The sequence below is a fragment of the Deltaproteobacteria bacterium genome (assembly GCA_021737785.1).
Taxonomy (GTDB): Bacteria; Desulfobacterota; DSM-4660; order Desulfatiglandales; family Desulfatiglandaceae; genus AUK324.
In genome coordinates this window covers 13,479-34,904 of sequence record JAIPDI010000028.1, presented here as the reverse complement: position 1 = coordinate 34,904, position 21,426 = coordinate 13,479, and the positions used below count along the sequence as shown (strand labels likewise).

Genomic DNA, 21,426 nt, shown 5'->3' with positions numbered 1-21,426 from the left:
TCCACCCTTTCAAAAATCCTCAAACTCATCCTCCTTCAGTGGAATGATCTCCTCCGGCGTGGCCTTCCTTCGGTTCCGCCCCGTCGTTGCCCGTTCACCCCCCTTCGGAGCTAAAAGGAGCGGCGCAGTCCCCTGTGCCCTCTTTCGGACCTTCGTTGCCCCACCGGCAATCCTCTCTGTTGCCTGTCCGTGGACGTCTTCTCCTTTACGTCCTCCAACTGTGGCATTGAGCTCTCTTACAAAGCCCTGCATCTCTTCTGCCTGGGCGCTCATTTCCTCTGAGGCAGAGGCCGTTTCCTCGGCGCTTGCCGCATTCCGCTGGACGATCTTGTCCATTTCCGCCACGGCATTGTTTACCTGGCCTATGCCCTGGGCCTGTTCATTGGATGCTGCGGCGATCTCGGCCACCAGTTCACTCACTTTCTTCGTATTCTCATCTACCTTGCCAAATTCATCCACGGTCTTTGAAACCATTTCCATGGAGCCGTTGACCTTTTTGTTGATATCCTCAATCCGTTCGGTCGTATTTTTGGCCGCCTCGGCCGCACGCAGGGCCAGATTTCTCACCTCGTCGGCCACTACTGCAAATCCAGCGCCTGCCTCTCCGGCCCTGGCCGCCTCTACCGCTGCATTGAGCGCCAGAAGATTCGTCTGGAAGGCGATTTCATCGATGATCTTGACAATCTTCTGGGTTTCTTGGGCAGACTCGCTCACCTGGCCTATGGCCGCGGCCATCTTCTGCATGGTATCGGAACAAGACCCCGTGGTCGTTTTGGTTTCCGTTGCCAGGGAATTTGCCTGAGTGGCATTTCCGGCATTCTGTTTGGTCATGGAAGCGATCTCTTCCAGAGAAGAAGACGTCTCCTCGATGGCTGCGGCCTGTTCCGATGCGCCCTCGGCCAGGGCCTGACTGGATGCGGCCACCTGGCCGGATGCAGAGGACACCTGAAGGGCCGCATCCCCGAGTCCCTTGGAAAGTCTGAAGAGCGGCTTTACCAGGGAGTTCACTAGGAGGAGGATGAGAATAGCAGCAAGGACAACCACCAGTGCCCCGATACCGGCATTGGTATAGCCTACATTCCGGACCGGCGCCAGGATCTCTTCAGGCGATGCCCCCACCCCCACGGTCCAACCCAGCTCTTTGTCCGTCTTGAACACTACCAGCTTTTCCACACCCTTGAAGGTGTATAGCATGGTCCCGCTGCCATCAGCCAGCATTTTTCTGCCGAAATCGAATTCGTTCATGTTCAACTTTAAAATGTTTGACTTATCCGGATGGGCGATAACAGTGCCGTCCGCCTGATACAGGTAGGCATAGCCGCTCGTCCCCACCTTCACGGTGTCAATAAATTCCCTGCTGAAGGCGTTCATATGCAAGAACTGCGCCATCTGTTTTTCTTCATTTTAGTGATAATTTCATTACTATAATATCGACAGGTTATGAGTAATTTGGAGGCCGCGATATGGGGGACAGACGGTTCTTCAAATCAGGATCTTGTCCCAGACCTGATACCTTGTCTTGATTTTGAGACAAGGTATCAGGTCAGATGTGGTGAGGTGCTTAGAAATGCCGGGTGATACCGTGTTTCTTGAGACGGACGTAGAGATTGGCCCTGGAAATGCCGGAGATGTTGCAGACTTTCTGGATGTTTCCACCGGTGAGAGAGATCAACTCATGCAGGTAATTCTTTTCCACGGATGCCAGCAGATCACGCAATGGGGGATGGGAAGCCCCCCCGGAAGGGAGGGCCTCCTCTTGAGGTCGTTGTGAAGAGGCCGGCGCAATGGCCTCCCTTGCCAATCGGGAGCGCATATCCAGCGGCAGATGAATGGGATACAGGATGGGTTCTTCGCCGGCCGCCGAAAGAGCGCTTTCCAGCACGTGATTCAGTTCCCGAACATTTCCGGGCCAGGGATAGCTTAAAAGAGCCTCCAGAAACTCGGGCGACATCCCCTTGATGGTCTTTCCAACATTCCTGAAGAATCCGGAGATGAATAAAAGTGCAAGTTCGACGATATCAGTGTTCCGATCTCTCAATACCGGTGAATGTATCACAATGGATTTCAATCGAAACAGTAGATCGCGGCGGAAACCTCCTTCCCGGGCCATTTCGTCAAGGTCCCGGTGGGTCGCGGCAATCAATCTGAAATCACTTGTGATTTCTCGATCGTAACCCACCGGTCGGAATCGCCGCTCCTGGAGCACTCTTAAGAAGGTGCCCTGAATACTCATGGGAAGCTCACCCACTTCATCGAGAAACAGGGTGCCTTTATCCGCCTCCTTGATCAACCCGTTTCTATCTTTATCGGCCCCGGTAAAAGATCCTTTCACATGCCCGAAAAGAGCGCTTTCCACCAGCGATTCGGTCAGTGCAGCACAATCGACGGTCACAAAAGATTTTCCGGCGCGTGGGCTATTTCGGTGAATAGCACGTGCAAAAAGCTCTTTCCCTGTGCCTGTCTCGCCGTTAATGAGCACCGGGGACATGGAAAGGGACGCCCTGGCCACCTGGTCCAGGCATTTCTTGAGAAGGGCGCTGCTCCCCACAATCTCATCCCGCTGAAGCACAAAAGGACTTGTCGAGACCTTCTTACCTTCCCTGTATGCAATGGCCCTGCTGGTGCATAGACTGACCTGGTTTGTGTTAAGGGGCTTGGCAAGATAGTCCCAGGCGCCGCTTTCAACAGCCAGTTGAGCACCCTCCTGACTCCCTTCGCCCGTGATGATGATCACCTCCGGAGAAGATGACAATTCCTTGATCTGCGGAATGGCCTTGAGCCCGTTCCCATCGGGCAATCGAACATCCAGAAATACAAGGTCAAACGCATCTTTGGAAAGGACATGAAGCCCCTCCTGAAGTCCGAGGGCAAATGCCGTCGTATGGCCCAGAGACTCCAGGAGAGCCTCCAGAATCTCACAAATGCTCCGATCGTCATCGATTATCAGAACCTTTGACATCTAAACCCCTTACTGCGCCAACCTCTTAATTCGATAGATCCTGGTTTGCCGTCAACACATCTTCTAATTTCTGAGACAATGTCAACAGGGAAAATGGTTTCTGAATATATCCCTCTGCCCCTGCACATAAAATCTCATGGGCAGGACCATCTATGGAGTAACCGCTGCACACGAGGACCTTCATCTCCGGTCTGGCATCCCGGATCAGGGGATAGATCTGATTCCCCGTCATATCGGGCAGCTTGATATCCATGAGGGCAAGGTCGATGGCGCCATCAAAACTGTTGGCCATGTCAATGGCCTCTTTCCCTGTTGTGGCCTCCAGAACACGGTATCCCAGTCTTTCCAGCACCGTCCGGGTCAGATTCATCACCGGTGGCTCATCTTCTATAACCAGGATCGTCCCCCGGCCCACGTGCAGCCGCTTCCCCGGCTTTTCAATGGTTTCTGGCCGCTCCGTGTCGATGATCCCGGCACTTATTGCGGGCAGATAGATCCGAACCTCCGTTCCTTTCCCCAACTCGGAATCCACTTCGATGATTCCATGGTGATTCGTTACGATACCGTATACAGCAGGCATCCCGAGCCCGCGGCCAAAGAAATGGGTCGTAAAAAACGGTTCAAATATCCTTTGCCGTGTCTCGGTATCCATGCCCTTTCCATCATCCTCAATGGAAAGGCAAACATAGGGACCCGGCTTGAGACCGGGACAGTCCCTTATGAGCGTAGGGTCCACGTCTATGTTTCTCGCAGAAATTCGAATGCGGCCCGGGCCGTCCATTGCTTCGTTTGCATTGGAAAGCAGCGCAGAGAGGACCATCTGCATCTGGGTCCTGTCGGCCTTGATCCGCCTGATATCAAGAGGAAAATCGGTTTCCACACGAATGTCAGGTTTCAGGGTGTGCTCGAGAAGGGGCAGGGTGTCTGCTGCAAAATCAGTCAAGCATAGTGTTGTGACATTATATTTTCCTCCCCTTGCGTAGGCCAGCAATTGACTTGTCAGGTGAGCCATGTGATGGCCCGAGGTCTTCATGGCTCCAAGTTGCGGCAGAATCCTTCCATCTCTGCAATGCTCAACTTCGAGGAGTTCAAGATTACCGATGATGGCTGTCAGGGCGTTATTGAACTGATGGGCAATGCCCCCTGCCAGGGTGGCGATGGCCTCCATTTTACGGGACTGCTGGAGCTGGGATTCCAGTCTGGATCTCTCCATTTCCGCCTTCTTTCGGGGGGAGATGTCCCGGTATATGACAAAGTGTCCGATTCGATGATGGTCGACAATGACCGGGGCGGAGCGGAGGGATACATCGATCAGGGAGCCGTCCTTAGCCATACGAACGGTTTCCACATCCACTATCTCGCCGGACGTGATCCGCCGGCGGTAGGCGTGAGCCTCTTCGAGCCGATCCGGCGGCCCCACCAGGTCGCTGATGTTTTTGCCCAGCGCCTCCTTTTCAGAGTGCCCGAACATCCCGGTAAACCGGGAATTGATCTCGGTAATCCTGCCGGTGTCGTCGAACATGGCGATGGCATCCGGCATATTGTCCACCAGTCCCTCAAAATAGGCCTTTCGGAATTGTGTCTGCTCTTGAGCCCTTTTCCTCTCTTCGATCTCTTTGCCCAGTTGAATGTTGCTGGTGCGCAAGGTTTTCCTCATGCGATTGATTATACGCCCCATCAATGCGAAACAGAATGTCACCAGAGAAAAGGAGAACCAGGTAATAATCTCTTTATCCAGCTCAACAAATTGTGGATGGAATTGGTACAGCAGCCCTATCGCGGCCGCGTAAAGCACGATGGCGTACAGGCTGAGATATAAGAATTCCCTGAAATTCAGTCGCAGGAAACCAAAGAGCATCCCCACGAGGAATAACATGAGGACTACGGAGCGTAATTCGGTGAGAAAGTAGGCGGTCAGCATGACGCAGGTGGCTGTCCATAGTATCTGTACCAATGTAAGGCTCGGATCGGCGAACCGCTTGTTGAGCCCTGTCCTGACCACTGTGAAGATGGAAAAGTGCCCGATCCAGAGGGCCACTGAGAAAAGGACAAACCCGGTGAACGAGAGTCGGAAAAACCCTTGAGAATACATGGCACAGCACATGGCGAGGTGAATGACAGCCATGCTCATGGCCAGGAGCATCCGCCGGATACGCAGGGCCTGGTCAGGATCATCCCTGGGAATAATGGAAAAGGTCATTTTGGTTCCTCCCGGCGACAAAAGTCCTAAGCGGCGACATCAACGCGAACGTCGTCTCATCACACGCATCATATCGGTCTGGAATCTTCTGTTTTCCACTTTGAATTGCATCACTTATCCAACTCAGCCCTGACGGCCCGACCGATCTTGTGGGATAAAAAAGGCTTTTTCACATAGGCCCCGGCCCTCAGCCGCTGGGCCTCTCTCACCCGTTCCGTCTCAGAGAAACCGCTGGCGATAACGGCCTTCTGACCGGGACGGAATCGGATAATCCGTCGATAGGTCTCGAGTCCGTCCATTCCGGGGTCCATGATCATATCCAGAATCAGTAGGTCCACCGGATGGGTTTTCACATATTCAACGGCCTCTTCTCCGCTGGATACGGCCGCCACGGAATAGCCGAGGCCTTTCAGCATTTCCGAAGCGATGTCTCGCTGCTGCTCCACGTCGTCGACAATAAGGATGGACTCCCCTCGCCCCCTGTAATCTTCAGTGGAAAGCGGGGGCTCATCTCTTCCCTTTGTTTTCCGGGTTGCAGGGAAGTAGAGAGAGAAGGTCGTCTCCTCTCCTTCCCTGCTTTCAATGTCAATATACCCATGATGGTCCTTCACCGTACCCCAGACAACGGACATACCCAGACCCGTTCCGCTCCTCCCCATCTTCTTCTTTGTGTAAAAGGGCTCGAAGATCTTCTTGATATCATCCGCAGAAATGCCTACCCCGGGGTCGGTCACCGTAAGCACCACGTAATCGCCCTCCAGTACATCCTCATACCCCCTGACGGGCCGGTCGATGTACCGGTTTTCCGTGGATACCACGATATTGCCTCCGTCGCGAACGGCCTCGGCCGCATTGGAGATCAGGTTCATCACGGTCGTGGACAGATGGACCGGCGATCCGGAGATATTCAGGAGTCCTGTCTCCAGATGGGTCTCCACATCCACGCCCGGGTGAAACGATTTCAGTTTCTCATATTCAGGGCTCTTCAGATACTGCAAGATAACGTCATTCAGATTCACCACCTCACTGACCGCCACCCCCCGCCTTGCCAGGGTCAACAGGTCCTGGACCACTGCAGCGGCCCTTTCCCCTGATCGCTGGATCGTCAGTATCGGTTTTCTCAAGGGACTGTCAGCTGGGATCTGCATCAACAGGAGTTCCGGGTAACTGACCAGGCCGGAAAGGATATTGTTGAGATCATGGGCCACCCCGCCGGCAAGGGTCCCGATGGCCTCCATCTTCTGAGCCCGCTGAAGCTGGGCCTGGAGGCGTTTGGCCTCTGAGATGTCGGTCACAACAACGATATGCCCCCTGGAGGGATCATCGGTTTCCAGAAGACATGATCGAATCATACAGTCAAAGATGGTCCCGTCCTTCCGAACCCAGCGCGTCTCAACCTGGCTGGTCCCGTCTGGAGATCTTCCTGTGTAAAGCTCCCAGCCCACCCTCTCATACTCTTCCTGATCAGGATAAAGGGCCCTGCCCTTCTGTCCCAGCAAATCCGTCAGCCCATAACCGGCCAGGCTGTGCATGGTTTCATTAGCCCAGACCAATTCCCGATCAACCACCAGACCGATCCCGACCGGAGATGCCCTGAGGATCGCCCGCATCCTCTGTTCGTTCTCCTGCAAGGCCTGTTCGGCCTGTTTGCGCTCGTGGATATCCTTGACCCAGACCTGTATCCCGGGTTCATTCTCAAAATCGATGACCCGGGCCGCTATCTCCCCGTAAAACCACGAACCGTCCTTACGACCCAACTTGACAACATAGTGTGACGGCACGTTTTCGCCTCGCATACGGGCCTCTGCCCGTTTCCGGGTGATCTCCTGAGACTCCGGATGGTACACCAGCCAGTGATCCAGCCCCAGCAGTTCACCGTCATCGTAACCCAGCATCTGGTGCAGCCGGCCGTTGGCAAATATGATTTTGGGCCCTTTCTGAACAAAAATGCCGTCAAAGCTCTCCTCCACCAGGATCCGATATCTTTCCTCGCTCTCCCGCAGGGCCTTTTCGGCCAGAATCTTTTGGGTCACGTTCCGGGCCGCCCCCGAAACCCCGACGACCCGGCCCCTGTCGTCCTTGATGGGCGATTCATCAATCTCCAGGAGTACGGGGCGCCCATCCTTTCCACTCAGCTCGATGAGATAGGGTTCCTGCTTCTCACCCGTACGGATCGCCCGTTCCGTGATCTCGATTCCCTTTAAATTGATGGGATTGTCCGTTGCCAGATCGGTCCATTTCACCAGCATCTCTTCCGGTGAATATCCGAGGATTGCTGATGAACCCGGGCTCGCATAGTTCAGGCGGTGCTGTGTATCGTGGATGTAAAAGAACTCGTTACTGTGTTCGATGATGGTCCGAAGCTTGGACTCACTCGCTTTCAAGGACGCCTCGGCCCGCTTGCGTCTTGAGATCTCGGCATGGGCCAGATTGTTCAGGAGGAATATGGCTGCGCCGATGAGAATGCACAATCCGATGATCAGATACGCCGCAGTTTTTAAAAGTGGATTTGCGATGAGGGACGAAATCGCATCCAGGTTGCTGAGATAGACAATTTTCCACCCCGGAAGGTTTTCTATGCCTTGTTCGTACATCTGATAGGGATCGCCCGAGGCATCAACGACCTGATGAGCGCTGTCCAGGATCTTGAACCCACTCCATGCCCAAGGCCCTTTGCCGAACTGCCGTGTCTCGGCGATCTTGCGCTGTCCAAGTTCATCGGTTTTCCACAAGGTCTTCAGCAGAAAGCCCTTTGCATCTGAAATAAAGATGACCCCGTGCGGGTCGGTGATAAAGAGCATTGCCTTACGGGATGCATGGGAAGCCGTTTCCACGCGCAACAGTCGTCTGACGATACTCTCGGCAGAGCCCTTCACAACCACCGCCCCAATGGGAAGATCCGGGTCTTGGCCGTACACGGGATAGCTCACATAGAGCCCGCGCTTCCGGGAAGTCACTCCCATGGCCATGCCGACCCCGCTCCTGCCGCCCATGGCCGCCTGAAAATAGGGTCTGAAGGAGTAATCCTTCCCTACAAAACTATCCGCCTCAAAACGGTTGCTGGAGGCAATGGTCCGGCCGCTATGGTCCATGAGATAGCACACTTCCATTCGGGCCCCCTTTTGAAAATGATCCAGAATGCCGTTTGCGCGGTCCAGGGTTTCATCGTCGGGATCTGTCAGGGCCATCCGGATCTCCCGAAAGTCTGAAAGGACATCCGCAAGTCGCGTATACGCCATGATATGCTGGGATATCAGGTTGTTGGTCGTATGCACATGAGAAATGGCGTCCTGTTTGGCCGCTTCAAAGAAGGCATCTCGAAGAGAATGATAGTAGAAATACCCGCCGGCCGCTGCGGAGAGAAATGCCAGGAGAGACAGAACAAGCAGGATGAATCGAAGCCTCATTCCTTCATCCTCCGGTGGACCCTTGCGCAGTGTGGATCATAAAAAGCCTCCGGATGCTGGAAAGGGGGGTGTTGAATTCATCAGGATTGTTAAGCTCATTGAATTCAGAGTGAATATCGGGGGTTGCCTCGGTTGAAGCACCTTGCACCTTACGCCTGGTACCGGGTGCCCTCCTACACTATAGAAAAACAGGTTAAACTTCAATTTGTTTTCTCGCCCAGGGCCAAGTCAGTCCTGCTGCAGTCTGGTCAGGCCACATTGGGGCCCTTAGGGACTGAATTTCTGTCACAAGAAAGAAATCCGGTCCTCTTTGCGGGCATTTGACTTGGGGTGAGACCTTTGAGGATTCAGGGATTGGGGAACTGGGGAATTTCTGTCACAAAAAAAACAAGAAAACCTTTCCTGTCTCTTTGTGGCGCTGTGGCTTTGTGTGAGAAATTTCTTTTGGGATGGGGTTGTGCCTCGTTAGACTCTCCTGGCCTGATCCTTCATATAATTGCCGAGCGCCTCATGAAGGGTCTCTCCAGCGAGATGGGCGCAGTGTTCATCCTCTTTGGGGAGGCCCCCGAGTCTCTTCAGGATGGCCTCGCCGGTCACCTCCAGGAGTTCGTCCGGCGTTTTTCCGCGGGCCATCTCAGCCGCAAACGATCCGCACACGGCACTCGATCCGCAGCCGTCCGTTTGAAACGATGCCTCTGTCACCTTCCCGTCTTCGAATTTCAAAAAGATCTCCATGGTGTCCTGACAGGGTCCAGTGACACGGGCATATCCATCGGGGTGATCGATCTTCCCCATATACATCGGGTGAAGCCATCGATCGAACGCCGCGGCGCCGTAAGCCTGTTTTGTCTCTTCAAAAATCTGCGCCTGTAAATTACGGGCAAAATTGTCAAAATCATCACTCATGGCAGTCCCTCATTTGTAACTTCTCAATAAGTTCGGGTGGAGTTTTTATCCGTCAGGACCTCATAAAAGGCGTACGCCCAAAATCCAATATGGAATATTAAGCGCTTTTCAGTAAATTTTAAGTATAGCAGTATGTTGCCTACCCGAGCGCATTGAAAAGTTACCCTTATTTCAATGAATCATTCCCTGTACTGCCCATATCGTCCTCCCTGGGCCGACAACCGGGCATCAAGTATCTAGGCTGCGAAAGGGTTCCATCCATGTAGGCACTCACCACCTCGCTTGCAGCGCCACAGACCCACGGGATCACACGAATCCCGGATGCGACGAGAATTCCCTGGAGATAGCGTGAAATCGCCCCGCAGATCAGGACCTCGACGCCCAGGACCTGAATGCGTGAGCATTTTCGAGAGCAGGTCTGTTCGTCCAGCAGCACCTCAAAGCGGGATCTCTCGCCGGTCTCCTCCGCATCAAGGACCAATAATCTGGAGGCGGTATCAAAGACCGGAGAGACCCTCCCTTCCCAGACCGAAACAGCAATTTTCATGGAGAACCCTTCTCCTGTCTATGTTTTCTCTGGGTCCTTGATCCGGGATTGGAGACCCTCCACCTGGGCCTGCAACGCCCTTATCTGGTCCTTTAAGGATGCGACCTCCTGATCTTGAGACACGGAACCGGCTCCGCCCATCCCGGCGCCCATGGACATTCCCTGCCCCGCACTCATTCTGCGGCCCATGCCGCCGCCGCGGCCCATGCCCCCGCCCATGCCGCCGCCACCCATGCCATAATGGTCTGCCACATTGGCTTGACTCGTCGTCTTCAGTCTTCCCGCCTTGAAATCCTCAACTGCATCCCTGACACTGCCGGATTGACCGACAATGACCTCAACGCCGGCCGCGGAAAGGGTCCTTACCGCATTTGGGCCGCAGTTACCGGTGATGGCCACCTTGGCGCCCTTGGACGCGACCAGTTGGGCAGACTGGATCCCTGCACCGCCGCCAAGGGCCAGGTTTGCATTATCCAAGACCTCAAAGTCCATGGTGTCCGTATCCACGATGATGAAGTACGCGCACCTCCCAAAACGAGGATCGATCTGTGAGTTTAGATCCTTTCCGGTTGAACTGACAACTACTTTCATCCACATCCCTCCTGCAGGAAATTGATTTGTTTGATCGCTGAGAAAAAAACGACAGGCCCCATCAATTGGTCAGGCCCCGCGAATCCGTCCAAGACATGTTCACTGTATTAGCATCTTTCATGCCAGTGTATTCAAAATCCAATGCTTGGGATATGTTGCTGATATATATGGTAAAAAATATAATCCCAAGCGCAACCGTAAAGGCGTCGCGGGTTTCTCTGTTTCGCTATCGCAGTCGCAGTGGGGAAATTGCATTGCAAAACCGCAAGCCTGGATTGCAGTTTATGGGTCCGGATGGATTTTTATTTTCGGTTGTAGGCGTGAAAAAGGTGAAGAAGAAGTACCGCAGGTAGGGTTAAATAGTGACTGAACGAAAATCACGCCTTGGCGTGATTCAGCCACAATTGCGAATTGAGGAATTGCGAATTCCGAATTGATGGAATAGAGTTGAAATTAATAAAACCAAGTTTTCAATTCCACCCTTTTTGGATTTCCGGGTTTTCGTTCAGACACTAAATACGCAAACAGGGGCTGGCAGTAAACCCAGCCCCTGCGTGTTTGAGATGCAATCTGGATGGACCCGCTCTGGTTCACTGAAATATACAGAGCGCTGGTGGGTCCGTATTTCAAGGACATCCCGGTTCCGCCACAGTGCAATGGGGAACATTGCAGAAAGAGCGGGAACCGTTCACGCCCTGCCGCAGCAACTCCCTGGGCCCGCGCACGTAGACGGAGGGCCCTCACTTCCGCAGCATCTATCCGCCGGATCGGAGGGGAATCTCCCTGTGGGGCTGACAGCGGCATGTGCGGACAAGAGCTTCTTGAGGTTCCGGCCCCCGCAATTCCCGCACACCACCAGGTCCGTCTCGTGACTGGACATCAGGATCTCGGTTCGCTGTCCGCAATCAAGACACTCAAATTCATAGATAGGCATGATTTCTCCTCTTTACCACTGCCCCTCCACATTTGCCGCATCGGCCAGGGGCATTTTTCCATCGAGATATGCCCGGACAGCCTCCCTGATCGTGCCTTGGGCGTCATTGGCCACCTTGATTTTAGCCGCCTCCATCGCCTTGAAGGCATTAGGGCCGCAAAAGCCTGTGAGCAAGACATCGGCCCCCTTGTTGCTGACGGCCACGGCCGCCTGAATGCCGGCCCCTTTTAAGGCGTTCACATTTTCCTTGTTGTCCAAGACCTCAAATTCGAACGTCTCTGAATCCACAATAATGATGTAGGCGGCCCTTCCAAATCGCGGATCCACCTCTGAATCGATGTCTGTTCCTGTTGACGTTACAGCAATTTTCATGGCATTCTTTCCTATTCAGTGCCTGAACGAAAACCCCCGTTCAGGCACAATTGCGAATTGAGGAATTGCGAATTCCGAATTGATGGAATAGAGTTGGAATTAATAAAACCAGTTTTCAATTCTTGAATATTCAATAGTGCCTAAACGGGGTTTTGGTTCAGGCACTGCTATTTATCTCCGATGGCCCTCTTTTTCATCTGCTGCCCTCGGTACTCTTCCAGCGTTTTCTGCAGGGTTTTAAGGGCCAGGCGGGCGCAATGGACTTTTTGATCAGGCATTTTTTCGAGTTCACGGTACAAGGCGTCCAAATCAATATCCGCCGCCTCTTCCAAAGACTTTCCCTTTGCGAGGCTTACCAGGGCACAACCGGAGGCCACGGCTCCCGGGCAGCCAAGCACCTGAATCTTGGCATCATTTATCTTATCGCCGTCTACTTTCAGAGAAATTTTCATGGTGTCTCCACAGGGGCCCGTGAGATCCGTTATCTGATCCGCATCCTCAATAACACCAAAATTTTCCTTGGCCTGAAAGTACTTGATGGCCTTATCCGCATATCCCGATTCAGAGAGCATTTTATAAACATCATCCGGCTTCTGTTTATCCATCGAAAAAAACCTCTTATTGCCTAAGTGCTGGGTGTTGAGCTTAATGGACTGCGCCGCCGCCCCCTCCGCAGACCTCATTATCGCTGATCATGGGGAGCTTTCCATTTATTAGATCCTCCACCACCGGCCGGATCTGAGGCCTGACCGCATCATGATAGACATCCACCCCGACCTGCCTGAATCCCATCAGAGGCCGCATACCAATCCCTCCAACAATCAGGGCATTGACATTGTGACCGGCCAGCAGGTTTACCGGCACCATGCAGCCGCCCTGAACATGACTCTCATTAGGGATGGTCGTCACCTGGGTGATTTTACCATCCTCCACATCCACAAACGTGAACACATCACAGTGGCCGAAATGTCCGGACCGTTCGCCGTCCAGACCTCCCGGCGCCACACTCGGTATGGCTATTCTTCCTTTTTGCATCTGAAACCTCCTCAAAGTTGAATAATTCACGACCTCATCAGTCGTTTCTTTCGCATCGGATAAGTTAGAAATTATCCGCATCCATGTCAAGCATCATTTTAGCCAGGCATGGGCATGGATGGAAAAATGCACAACCGCTGAACCCACTTACCTTGCCCGTTCAGCCAATCGTAACCATCGGATTCCCCGACAGCATGACTTCTCATCCCTGCAACCCAGCGCCCTTGAAACAGCAGGACTGCAACGGCCGTATACTACGCCCCCCTGGGAGGTATTTCAACTTTCAGGCGCTTCATTCTGCGCCAGAGGGTGGTGGTATGAATTCCCATTTCATCGGCAGTGGCCGATCGATTCCAGTTGTTCCTTCTGAGTGCCTCATATACAAAGTCATGTTCCATTTCCGCCCAGGAAGCTTCTTTTCGGACAGTCGGCCCTGAAGCCGATACAGGGCTGCCCTTCAGGTCCTGTTGGAAATTATCGGGGAGATGCTCAACCCCGATCAGAAGGTCTTTGCAGACAACCGTTGCGTATTCGATAATATTTTCCAGCTCGCGGATATTCCCAGGGAAACCGTGAGACATCAGCAGGGGAAGCACATCCGGCGACAGGCCCTGGATCTCCCTGCCGTTGAGTCGATTGAACTTGCGGATAAAATGATCTATCAGCAGCGGGATGTCCTCCTTTCGTTCTCTCAGGGGGGGGAGGACCAGCTTGACCACATTGATGCGGTAGTATAAGTCCTGTCTGAAAGTGCCGTCGCTCACCAGTTTTTCCAGATCCTGGTTTGTTGCCGCAACAATCCGTACATCGGCCTTAACCGATTGGGTGCTGCCGAGGGGTTCATACACCTTGTCCTGCAATACCCTGAGCAGCCGAACCTGAAGGGCCGGGGAAATGTCGCCGATTTCGTCCAAGAAAATCGTCCCGCCTTCGGCCAGGGCCAGACGGCCCGGCTTATCCTTTTTGGCATCAGTAAAAGCGCCGGCCTTGTATCCGAAGAGTTCCGATTCGAGGAGGTTATCCGGCAGGGCCCCGCAATTGATGGTTATCAAGGGGGCCTCCTCTCTCGTGCTGAGAGAATGAATGGCCTTTGCAAACAGCTCTTTGCCCGTGCCGCTCTCACCCACGAGGAGGACGGTCGCACTGCTTTCTGAAACCTGTTCCATAAGGTTAAAAAGCCGCCGCATCTCACTGTTTTTGCTGATTATGTCAAGAAATGAATGTCGGTCCTTCAGCTCTTTTCTAAGTTCCTCCACCACGCTCAGGTCCCTGAAGGTCTCCACCCCTCCCACGACCTGTCCGGTATCGCTTTTTAAAAGGGCCGTGGAAATGCTGATGGGGATCCGGTCGCCTTGAGAGTTGATGATAAAAACCGCCTGGTTGACAATCGGCTTCCCCGTTTTCATGGTCTGACGAAGGGCACAACGGTTCTCGCAGATACTTGCCCTGAACACATCCCAGCAGTGTCTGCCCACCGCCTCGCACCTCCTGATCCCGGTAATCTTTTCAGCCGCTCGATTAAAAGAGGTAATCTTCCAATCAGCGTCTACCGTAAAGACACCTTCAGCAATGCTGTCCAGAATAATATGGGTCCGATCCTTTTCTACCCCTTCCATCAAAAGTTCCCCTCAATCTGATAAGACATCCCTCTTCCCGCGTTTGTTCTCTTGGCGGATTATCTCTGAATTGGGCTACATTGCGTTGAGAGACCCTGGTTCACAAATACCCTCATCATCTCAACTTCATATTATAAGCACAATCTTGTCTCTATCAACCAATGTATCTGATTACGCTTGATTAAGACACCGCATTTCCGGTAAACTCGTATCTCATGGATACTGTATGCTGGGTCCTGGATACTGGACACTGGATGCTGGATGCTGGTTTATTGGGCTCGTTGGGCTTGTTGAGTTCATTGGGTTTATCGGGTTGAGCGACCCTATGCCCCATGCGCTAACCGGGAGACCCCTTGCCCGATAACCGATAACTGATAACCCCTTTCAGCTTTGAGCTTCGAGCTTAGGCTCTTTGTCTGTAACTTCTCTGCAATGTGCGAAGAAGTTTGCCCGTGGGGGTCTCTGCCTCCCGCCCAGGAGGCGGGACAAAAACCGAATACAGCTCTTGGGGACGGCAGCAGGGCTTTACAATACAGTCTGTTCCAGCCCCAAGGACTGCCTTTTATGGGACGGTATGTCCTTGCTGCCTTTCCGTAAACATTATCCGGAGCCCGGGGGCGGCCGCCGAACGATACGACCGCATTTTATTGCAGCTCTTGGGCAGAGACCCCCACGGGCGTCCATAGGTGAAACCTGTTTGGTTGAGGCAGTCAGGCCGCCTTAGGTACTTTTTGGGAGGGACTGATGATCATCGGTTTGCCCAGGGAGGTAAAAGACAACGAGAACAGGGTAGCCATTACGCCGGGCGGTGTCCGGCACCTGGTGGATTCAGGGCACGACCTCCTGGTCCAGACCGGCGCCGGTGAGGGGAGCGGTTTTTCCGATGAGGAGTATCTCCAGGGGGGCGCACGGATAGTTGCGCAAGCCGGTGAGGCGTGGACCGCTGACATTGTCGTCAAGGTCAAAGAACCCCAGTCTTCCGAATACCCCCTGATGCAACAGGGCCTGACCCTATTTACCTACCTCCATTTGGCCGCAGAAAAGGCCCTCGCCCTCGAGATGATGACGCGCGGAGTGACCGGCATCGCCTATGAGACCGTGGAGACGGCCGATGGGAGACTTCCTCTCCTTACCCCGATGAGCGAGGTGGCCGGGCGTATGTCGGTCCAGCTGGGGGCCCAGTACCTGGAAAAAAACAACGGCGGCCGGGGAAAGCTCCTGTCGGGAGTACCCGGGGTCCGTCCCGCGAATGTGACTATCCTGGGCGCCGGCGTGGTGGGGACCAATGCCGCCCAGATTGCCCTCGGCATGGGCGCCAGCGTGATCGTCATCGATATTGACGCGGATCGTCTCCGCTATCTGGATCAGGTCCTGCACGGCCGGCTCACCACCCTGTGCGCCAATCCTTACAACATCGCCGAGGCGGTTAAACGGTCGGATCTCCTCATCGGCGCGGTCCTGGTAAAGGGTGCAAAGGCGCCGCGCCTGGTGACGAGGGATATGATTCGGAGGATGGCGCCGGGGAGCGTCGTTCTGGATGTGGCCGTAGATCAGGGCGGGTGCTGCGAGACGATCCGCCCGACCCGGCATTCGGATCCGGTCTATGTATTGGACGGCGTTATTCACTATGGGGTCACCAACATCCCGGGAGCTGTCCCCCGGACCAGTACCCATGCCCTGTCGAATGCCACCCTCCCCTACTTGACGCAACTGGCAAGAGAAGGGGTCTCCCAGGCCATAAAGAATACCCCTGCACTGGCCAAAGGGATCAATGTGTATAGGGGAAAGGTGACTTACCAGGCAGTGGCAGAGGCCCTCGGTCTTGAATATACCCCTCTGACATCCATTTGGTAGGGTGGTCCCGCCCTTGGGCGGGAGAAAGAGACCCCCACGCGCGCTCAAAAATTGCCGGGATTTGCACCCATACCTTTTGGGTTGCGGCGGTTAGGCCGCCTTAAAGTCTTTGTCTGTAACTTCTCTGCAACGTGCGAAGAAGTCTGCCCGTGGGCGTCCAGAACGCTTCCGGGACTTGGGTGAAAACTTTTGGGTTGCGGCGGTTAGGCCGCCTTGGGAACTTCAGTGCAGGCACTTTAATCACCTGCCGAATCTTGCCGGTGAGTAGAGCCTCGCATCCACCAGGTCGGTGCGCCCGTCTACCATGAGGTCCGCTGCGATCCGTCCGACGGCCGGACTGGTCTCGATCCCGGCCCCTCCCTGGCCGGCAAGCCAGAAAAACCCCTTCACATCCGTATCCTCTCCCACCACCATGACCTGGTCCGGCGCAAAGGTCCTGAGTCCGGCCCATTTATGGACAATGGATCTGGGAACCAGTCGCGGGGTGATCTCCTCAAGCCGCTCCATTGTTCGCGCCACCCCCATTTCATCCGGCCGTACATCGCACGCGGGCATGGGGTCCTGGTCCATGGGGCTGGCCATGAGACCGGCCGACTCGGGGGAAAAATAGAGGTCGTGGCTCAAATCCGCCACCAGGGGCCATTGTCGGACGACCAACCCCTCCGGGGGCTTGAAGGTGACGATGGTGCGGCGATGGGGCGTCAGTTGCACCGGGGAGGGGCCGATCAACTCCCTGATCTGTCCGGCCCAGGCCCCTGCCGCATTGATGACCCATCGGGATCGATAGGTGCCGGAACTCGTCCTGACGCCGACGCACCTTCCCCGCTCCACCATGATGTCTGAGACCTCTTCATTGCACAGGAGCCGGGCCCCCCTGGCCCGGGCCTGTTTAAGATAACCCCACAGCAATTCGTTGACATCGATGCGTCCGTCTTGGGGTAGAAGCAGTGCACCGTCGAAATTCTCGGGAGACACCACCGGCATCCTCTTGACGGTCTCTTCCCGGTCCAGCACATCCACGGCAACGCCCCATCGCTTCAGGTCCGGGATCATCTGCGCGACATGTTGCCACAGGGGCGCCTGAAACAGGATGAGGATCCCGGACTGCTGAAGCAGGGGATTCTCGGAAAATCCCGCAGGCGGATTGCGCAGGAATCGCGCCCCCAGAAGCTTCAACTGGAGGATGGGCCGCACCATGTCGAATTCCACCAGTACCGCCGCCGAGCGTCCGGTGGCGTGATAGCCGGGCTGGGTCTCCCGCTCGAGGATCAGGATATCCGTCATCCCCCGCTGAGACAGAAAATAGGCTACAGAAGCCCCCGCAATCCCGCACCCGATAATAACGGCCTCGAAGCCGGACGTTTCGACCCTGCAATGATCTTCCTTAACGGCCACAGAAACCTTCCCCATGGGGGGTTATTCAACCCAGTTGAGAGTCCTTTCAACAGCCTTTTTCCACCCCCGGTATCCCTTTTCTCTCTCCTTCTCGGCCATGCCCGGCTGCCAGGTCTTATCCGCACTCCAGTTCTTATGCAGTTCCTCGATCCCTGACCAGAAACCCACAGCCAGTCCGGCTGCATAGGCGGCCCCCAATGCAGTGGTCTCCGCCACCTTGGGCCGGATGACCGGTACGGCAAGGGTGTCTGCCTGAAACTGCATCAGAAGATCGTTGTAGACCATGCCGCCGTCTACCTTGAGATGGGCCAGGCGCACTCCGGAATCTTTATTCATGGCCTCAACGATATCCCGGGTCTGAAAGGCGCAGGCCTCTAACACCGCCCGGGCGATGTGACTCTTGTTGGCGTATCGGGTCAACCCGACCATGACCCCGCGGGCGTCGGACCGCCAGTAGGGGGCAAAGAGTCCGGAAAATGCCGGTACGATGTAAACACCGCCGCTGTCCTCGACTTCAGAGGCCAAATCTTCCACCTCAGGGGCCTCGGAAATCATCCCTAAATTGTCCCTCAGCCACTGGACCAGGGCCCCGGCAATGGCGATGGATCCTTCAAGGGCATAGACCGGCCTTTGACCTCTCATCTGATATGCCAAGGTGGTAATCAACCCATGTTTGGACGGCATAGGAGTGGTTCCGGTATTGAGGAGAAGAAAACATCCGGTGCCGTATGTATTCTTGGCCTGACCCATTTCAAAACAGTGCTGACCCACAAGCGCTGCCTGCTGATCCCCCAGCGCGCCGCACACGGGAATCCGGGCCCCCACCGGGCCATCGGTTGAGGTCATGCCCCAAATATCCGTATCAATGGAAGGGACGATTTCAGGGAGGATCTCTCTTGGGATCCCCAGTGCCCCCAATATGTCGTTGTCCCACGTGAGAGACCGCAGGTCCATGAGCAAGGTTCGGCTCGCATTGGTTACATCGGTCACATGGCGTCCTTCTTCAGGTCCGCCCGTAAGCCACCATATGACCCACGTCTCCATGGTTCCGAAGCAGACATCCCCTTTCTTGGCAGCAGACCTGGCATCGGGATTGTTCTCGAGGATCCATCTGATTTTGGGGCCGGAGAAATAGGTTGCAATGGGGAGACCGGTCTTGTCCCTAAACCCGTCTATTCCTCTCTCCCGGATAAGATCATTGCAGATCCCGTCTGTCCGCGTACACTGCCAGACAACGGCATTACCATAGGGCTCTCCGGTATGCCTGTTCCAGAGCGCAGTGGTCTCACGTTGATTGGTTATCCCGATAGCGGCCAAATCAGAACCCCGAATCCCTGTCTTGGACAGTGCGCCCCGAATAACATCCTGCGTGTTTCGCCATATTTCAGAAGGGTCGTGCTCCACCCACCCGGGCCTGGCAAAAATCTGTTTATGCTCTTTCTGATCCAGACCCGCTATCCGGCCCGCGTGATCGAAAATAATGAAGCGGGTACTGGTGGTTCCCTGGTCCACTGCGCCTATATAGCCAGCCATGTCACTCCTCCAGAGTCTTCGCGCAAGCGCGGCCTAATCAGTTGACCAACTGATTTTATCAAGAAACTGCTGAATTTGTCTTTCGCACAAAATTTTACCAAAATCAATCGGCTTTCTATCTTTTTGTCCTCCTCTTCCGTTGTGCCATGGCAAGGGCCCCGTCGGATTCCACCTGGCCGGGGTGATGGTGACGAGATCTGAGGATGCCATAACACACGAAAAAAGGGCCGGCCTTGACGGCCGGCCCTGATACCACCTGCTTGCTGAAAGGGTCTTCCCCCTCGGGTTATTTCACCTTTCCCTCACGCCACGCCTGAATGAGCTGGTCGTAGTCAATGGTTTGACCTTGCGGCTTCTCATTGGCGAGCTTGGCCTTGGGCGATCCGGGCTTATTCAGCCATTCCTTCGGGTCCCCGCATGGATTGAGCTTCGGACCGCATTCCTTCTGGACGCCGGCCCGCTCGATCCGCTGCATGACCTTATCCATCTCCTGAGCCAGGTTGTCCATGGCCCTGTCAACGGTTACCTCGCCTGAGACCGCCTCGCCGATATTCTGCCACCACAGCTGCGCCAGCTTGGGATAATCGGGCACGTTGGTCCCGGTGGGGGTCCACGCCACACGCGCCGGGCTGCGATAAAATTCTACCAGACCACCCAGCTTCGGTGCACGGTCAGTAAAGGACTGGTGCCGGATATCGCTGTCGCGAATCGGCGTCAAGCCCACATGGGCCTTCTTCAGCGACGTGGTCTTGGCCACACAGAATTGGGCAAAAAGCCATGCGGCTTTCCGCCTATCCAGGGGTGTGCTCTTCATGAATGTCCAGGATCCGCAGTCCTGATACCCCAACTTCATCCCCTCTTCCCAGTAGGGGCCATGTGGAGAAGGGGCCATACGCCATTTGGGTGTCCCATCCTCGTTGACCGTCGGTCCGGGAGCCACCATAGTGGGCAGAAATGCCGTGTACCAGAAAATCTGCTGAGCCACATTCCCTCCGGCTAAGAAGGGTAGGTAGGTATAGAAATCCATTCCCAAGCAGCCGGGAGGCGCATATTTCCGAAGCCACTCCATGTACTTGCGAAGGGCGTACTTGGCTGCAGGGCTGTTGGCGGCGCCGCCCCGACAAACGCTGGCACCCACCGGCTGGCAGTTTTCAACCCTGATGCCCCACTCATCCACCGGCTTGCCGTTGGGCAGTCCTTTATCGCCGCAACCGGCCATCGAGAGCCAGGCATCCGTAAAACGCCAACCCAGATCCGGGGCCTTTTTACCGTAGTCATTGTGGCCGTAAACGGCTTTCCCATCGATTTCCTTGATATGCTCGGTAAAGAACTCAGCAATGTCTTCGTATGCAGACCAATTGACCGGGACGCCCAGTTCATAGCCGTAGATCTCCTTGAATTTTTTCTTGAAATCAGGGCGCGTAAACCAGTCATACCGGAACCAGTAGAGGTTGGCGAACTGCTGATCGGGAAGTTGATAAAGTTTTCCATCCGGACCGGTGGTAAAGGATTTTCCCATGAAATCGTCAATGTCCAGGGTCGGCAGGGTCACATCCTTTCCCTCGCCTTCCATGAAATCGCTCAGAGGAACCACGAACCCGTAGCGCATGTGCGTGCCGATGAGATCCGAATCGTTCACCCATGCGTCATAGATGTTCTTTCCCGAGGCCCACTGGGTCTGAAGCTTTTCGATCACGTCCCCTTCCTGGATTAAATCAAAGGAAACTTTGATTCCGGTAATCTCTTCAAAGGCCTGTGCGAGGACCTTGGCTTCATATTCATGGGTAGCGATGGTCTCTGAGACGACCTTAATATTCATGCCCTTAAAGGGCTCGGCCGCCTTGATGAACCATTCCATCTCTTTCATCTGCTGCTCTTTGGTCAGCGTGGATGGTTGGAATTCATTGTCGATCCATTTCTTGGCTGCGTCCGTCTGCGGTGACGACCAGCAGGGAACGCCTGAAAAAACAAACGCCAAGGCGATGATCCCGCAAAAAAATAGTCTCTTCTTGCTCATTGGGTTGCCTCCTCTCAAAGCTTTTTAATTAACCGCACGCGCCTTGCCGATGATAGGACT

At 54.7% G+C, this 21,426-nt stretch carries 16 protein-coding genes; 1 reads left to right on the top strand and 15 read right to left on the bottom strand.

The window, feature by feature from the left end; all coding sequences use genetic code 11:
* Positions 1-9 precede the first annotated feature (9 nt).
* The 12 genes from K9N21_14480 to K9N21_14425 all read right to left on the bottom strand — a co-directional run bounded on the left by K9N21_14480 (position 10) and on the right by K9N21_14425 (position 14,567).
* Positions 10-1,389 carry a methyl-accepting chemotaxis protein gene (locus K9N21_14480; GenBank protein ID MCF8145120.1) on the bottom strand — a complete coding sequence of 460 codons (1,380 nt, stop codon included), beginning with the start codon at positions 1,387-1,389 and terminating at the stop codon, positions 10-12.
* A gap of 172 nt (positions 1,390-1,561) precedes the next feature.
* On the bottom strand, positions 1,562-2,959 hold the full coding sequence (locus tag K9N21_14475; protein ID MCF8145119.1) for a sigma-54 dependent transcriptional regulator: 1,398 nt from the start codon (positions 2,957-2,959) through the stop codon (positions 1,562-1,564).
* A gap of 25 nt (positions 2,960-2,984) precedes the next feature.
* A complete protein-coding gene (locus K9N21_14470) occupies positions 2,985-5,159 on the bottom strand; it encodes a response regulator (protein ID MCF8145118.1) in 2,175 nt (724 codons plus the stop codon).
* A 110-nt stretch (positions 5,160-5,269) separates the two neighbouring features.
* Positions 5,270-8,566 carry a PAS domain S-box protein gene (locus tag K9N21_14465; protein MCF8145117.1) on the bottom strand — a complete coding sequence of 1,099 codons (3,297 nt, stop codon included), beginning with the start codon at positions 8,564-8,566 and terminating at the stop codon, positions 5,270-5,272.
* 465 nt (positions 8,567-9,031) lie between these two features.
* Positions 9,032-9,472 carry an iron-sulfur cluster assembly scaffold protein gene (locus tag K9N21_14460; protein MCF8145116.1) on the bottom strand — a complete coding sequence of 147 codons (441 nt, stop codon included), beginning with the start codon at positions 9,470-9,472 and terminating at the stop codon, positions 9,032-9,034.
* Positions 9,473-9,638: 166 nt separating this feature from the next.
* On the bottom strand, positions 9,639-10,019 hold the full coding sequence (locus K9N21_14455) for a dinitrogenase iron-molybdenum cofactor biosynthesis protein (protein ID MCF8145115.1): 381 nt from the start codon (positions 10,017-10,019) through the stop codon (positions 9,639-9,641).
* Positions 10,020-10,037: 18 nt separating this feature from the next.
* Positions 10,038-10,610, bottom strand: a complete 573-nt coding sequence (locus K9N21_14450) for a NifB/NifX family molybdenum-iron cluster-binding protein (GenBank protein ID MCF8145114.1) — start codon at positions 10,608-10,610, stop codon at positions 10,038-10,040.
* Between the two features lie 688 nt (positions 10,611-11,298).
* The gene (locus K9N21_14445) at positions 11,299-11,544 is read right to left on the bottom strand and encodes a zinc ribbon domain-containing protein (GenBank protein MCF8145113.1); all 246 of its coding nucleotides are present in this window, start codon (positions 11,542-11,544) and stop codon (positions 11,299-11,301) included.
* A gap of 12 nt (positions 11,545-11,556) precedes the next feature.
* Entirely contained in the window at positions 11,557-11,916 is a 360-nt protein-coding gene (locus K9N21_14440; GenBank protein MCF8145112.1) for a NifB/NifX family molybdenum-iron cluster-binding protein, read from the bottom strand.
* Between the two features lie 167 nt (positions 11,917-12,083).
* Positions 12,084-12,521 (bottom strand): iron-sulfur cluster assembly scaffold protein, encoded by a 438-nt coding sequence (locus K9N21_14435; GenBank protein ID MCF8145111.1) that lies wholly within the window; start codon positions 12,519-12,521, stop codon positions 12,084-12,086.
* 40 nt (positions 12,522-12,561) lie between these two features.
* Positions 12,562-12,951, bottom strand: a complete 390-nt coding sequence (locus K9N21_14430; GenBank protein MCF8145110.1) for a NifB/NifX family molybdenum-iron cluster-binding protein — start codon at positions 12,949-12,951, stop codon at positions 12,562-12,564.
* A 254-nt stretch (positions 12,952-13,205) separates the two neighbouring features.
* Positions 13,206-14,567 (bottom strand): sigma 54-interacting transcriptional regulator, encoded by a 1,362-nt coding sequence (locus tag K9N21_14425; protein ID MCF8145109.1) that lies wholly within the window; start codon positions 14,565-14,567, stop codon positions 13,206-13,208.
* A gap of 744 nt (positions 14,568-15,311) precedes the next feature.
* Between K9N21_14425 and ald the strand changes: the two genes are divergently transcribed.
* The gene (gene ald / locus K9N21_14420; protein ID MCF8145108.1) at positions 15,312-16,421 is read left to right on the top strand and encodes an alanine dehydrogenase; all 1,110 of its coding nucleotides are present in this window, start codon (positions 15,312-15,314) and stop codon (positions 16,419-16,421) included.
* Positions 16,422-16,661: 240 nt separating this feature from the next.
* Here the strand turns inward: ald and K9N21_14415 are convergent, their stop codons facing one another.
* The 3 genes from K9N21_14415 to K9N21_14405 all read right to left on the bottom strand — a co-directional run bounded on the left by K9N21_14415 (position 16,662) and on the right by K9N21_14405 (position 21,366).
* Complete coding sequence (locus tag K9N21_14415; GenBank protein MCF8145107.1) at positions 16,662-17,831, bottom strand: FAD-binding oxidoreductase; 1,170 nt, start codon at positions 17,829-17,831, stop codon at positions 16,662-16,664.
* 6 nt (positions 17,832-17,837) lie between these two features.
* Positions 17,838-19,349, bottom strand: coding sequence for a glycerol kinase GlpK (gene glpK / locus K9N21_14410; GenBank protein ID MCF8145106.1), 1,512 nt, complete (start codon positions 19,347-19,349; stop codon positions 17,838-17,840).
* 286 nt (positions 19,350-19,635) lie between these two features.
* Positions 19,636-21,366: an ABC transporter substrate-binding protein gene (locus K9N21_14405; GenBank protein MCF8145105.1), complete on the bottom strand. Its 1,731-nt coding sequence runs from the start codon at positions 21,364-21,366 to the stop codon at positions 19,636-19,638.
* Positions 21,367-21,426 lie beyond the last annotated feature (60 nt).

Excerpts from the sequence above, each read along its gene's own strand:
- K9N21_14475 (MCF8145119.1), bottom strand. The coding sequence starts at position 2,959 with ATGTCAAAGGTTCTGATAATCGATGACGATCGGAGCATTTGTGAGATT.
- K9N21_14425 (MCF8145109.1), bottom strand. The coding sequence starts at position 14,567 with ATGGAAGGGGTAGAAAAGGATCGGACCCATATTATTCTGGACAGCATT.
- K9N21_14455 (MCF8145115.1), bottom strand. The coding sequence starts at position 10,019 with ATGAAAATTGCTGTTTCGGTCTGGGAAGGGAGGGTCTCTCCGGTCTTT.
- K9N21_14460 (MCF8145116.1), bottom strand. The coding sequence starts at position 9,472 with ATGAGTGATGATTTTGACAATTTTGCCCGTAATTTACAGGCGCAGATT.
- K9N21_14470 (MCF8145118.1), bottom strand. The coding sequence starts at position 5,159 with ATGACCTTTTCCATTATTCCCAGGGATGATCCTGACCAGGCCCTGCGT.
- K9N21_14445 (MCF8145113.1), bottom strand. The coding sequence starts at position 11,544 with ATGCCTATCTATGAATTTGAGTGTCTTGATTGCGGACAGCGAACCGAG.
- K9N21_14435 (MCF8145111.1), bottom strand. The coding sequence starts at position 12,521 with ATGGATAAACAGAAGCCGGATGATGTTTATAAAATGCTCTCTGAATCG.
- K9N21_14405 (MCF8145105.1), bottom strand. The coding sequence starts at position 21,366 with ATGAGCAAGAAGAGACTATTTTTTTGCGGGATCATCGCCTTGGCGTTT.
- ald (MCF8145108.1), top strand. The coding sequence starts at position 15,312 with ATGATCATCGGTTTGCCCAGGGAGGTAAAAGACAACGAGAACAGGGTA.
- K9N21_14480 (MCF8145120.1), bottom strand. The coding sequence starts at position 1,389 with ATGGCGCAGTTCTTGCATATGAACGCCTTCAGCAGGGAATTTATTGAC.
- K9N21_14465 (MCF8145117.1), bottom strand. The coding sequence starts at position 8,566 with ATGAGGCTTCGATTCATCCTGCTTGTTCTGTCTCTCCTGGCATTTCTC.
- K9N21_14440 (MCF8145112.1), bottom strand. The coding sequence starts at position 11,916 with ATGAAAATTGCTGTAACGTCAACAGGAACAGACATCGATTCAGAGGTG.
- K9N21_14450 (MCF8145114.1), bottom strand. The coding sequence starts at position 10,610 with ATGAAAGTAGTTGTCAGTTCAACCGGAAAGGATCTAAACTCACAGATC.
- glpK (MCF8145106.1), bottom strand. The coding sequence starts at position 19,349 with ATGGCTGGCTATATAGGCGCAGTGGACCAGGGAACCACCAGTACCCGC.
- K9N21_14415 (MCF8145107.1), bottom strand. The coding sequence starts at position 17,831 with ATGGGGAAGGTTTCTGTGGCCGTTAAGGAAGATCATTGCAGGGTCGAA.
- K9N21_14430 (MCF8145110.1), bottom strand. The coding sequence starts at position 12,951 with ATGCAAAAAGGAAGAATAGCCATACCGAGTGTGGCGCCGGGAGGTCTG.